Source organism: Xanthomonas sp. SHU 199 (genome assembly GCF_000364665.1).
Classification (GTDB): domain Bacteria; phylum Pseudomonadota; class Gammaproteobacteria; order Xanthomonadales; family Xanthomonadaceae; genus Xanthomonas_A; species Xanthomonas_A sontii.
In genome coordinates, this window is sequence record NZ_AQOI01000437.1 from 1 (window position 1) to 1297 (window position 1297).

Annotated in this window: 1 protein-coding gene; it reads right to left on the reverse strand. The window is 72.3% G+C overall.

Annotated features, from left to right (window positions below; all coding sequences use genetic code 11):
• Nucleotides 1-1297, reverse strand: a 1297-nt coding sequence (locus D183_RS0114070; RefSeq protein WP_017909563.1) for an FtsX-like permease family protein, incomplete at both ends; no start/stop codon positions are given.

Sequence of the window (1297 nt, forward strand, 5' to 3'; positions counted from 1 at the left end):
GCCGGCCACGGCGGCGACAGCGCGAGGTCGAAGGCCTGCCTGGCCACCACCACGCCGATGATCGCCGCCGCGCCGACCGCGAGGATCGCGGCGAGCAGGCCGAGCGCGCCGAACTCCACCAGCACCGCGCCGCGCAACTGCCCACGGCGTGCGCCCAGGGTGCGCAGCACCGCGCTGTCGTAGCGGCGCTCGCCGGCAGTGGCCTGCAGGGCGGCCAGCAGCACCAGTGCGCCGGCCAGCAGGCTGAAGCCCATCACCAGTTGCACTGCCTGGGCGACCCGGTCGATGACCTCGCGCACCCGCTGCAGGATCGCGTCGATGTCCAGCAGCGACACGTTCGGATAGGCGCGGCTGAGCCCGCTCAGCTGCGCGGCCGAGGCACGCGGCAGATGGAAGGCGGAAATCAGGTTGTACGGCGCGTCCTGCACCGCGCCGGCGTTGAGCAGTAGGAAGAAGTTGACCCGGAACGAATCCCAGTCGGCCTTGCGCACATTGGAGACGGTGAAACTGCGCTGCTGGTCGCCGAGCAGCAGGGTGATGCGGTCGCCGAGCTTGAGCCCGTAACGCTGCGCCCAGCCTTCTTCCACCGAGGCCTCGGCGGCGGTGCTGTCGGCGGCCCAGAAGCGTCCGGACAGCAGCCGGTTGGCAGCGGGGAATTCGTGCCGCCAGGAGAAGTTGATCGGCCGGTCGCTGCCATCGCCATCGTCCTCCGGCCCCTGCTCGCGGCGCTGCGGCGGCTTGCCGTTGATCGCCACCAGCTTGCCGGTGCTGAACGGCTCGACCTCCGCATCGGCGACACCGAGCGTGCGCAAGGTGCCGAGCACCTGCTCGGCCTGATCGGGCTGGATGTTCATCAGGAAGTAGTTCGGCGTGTCCGCCGGCAGCCGGTCGCGCCACTGCCCGAGCAGGCCGGGGCCGATCACCGCCAGCAACAGCAGGGCGCACAGCGACAGCGACAGACCCACCAGTTGCACCACGCTCAGTGCGCGGCGCCGGGTCAGCGCCGCCAGGCCCAGTTTCCAAGGGCCGCGCAGCCGTCCCTGCAGTCGCCGCAGCACCGCCAGCAGCACGCCGCCGACCGCTGCGGCCAGCGCCGCCAGCAGGGTCAGGCCGCCCAGCACCCAGGCCGCCAGCACGCCGTCGCCGGTGGCGTAGACCGCCAGCACCACGGTGGCGACCAGCGCGGCGGCGTAGACCAGCAGCGAGGTCGGCGGCAGCGCGGCGAAGCTGCGGTTGAGCACACGCATCGGCGGGACGTCGCGCAGGCGCAGCAGCGGCGGCAGGCCGAAGCCGAGCA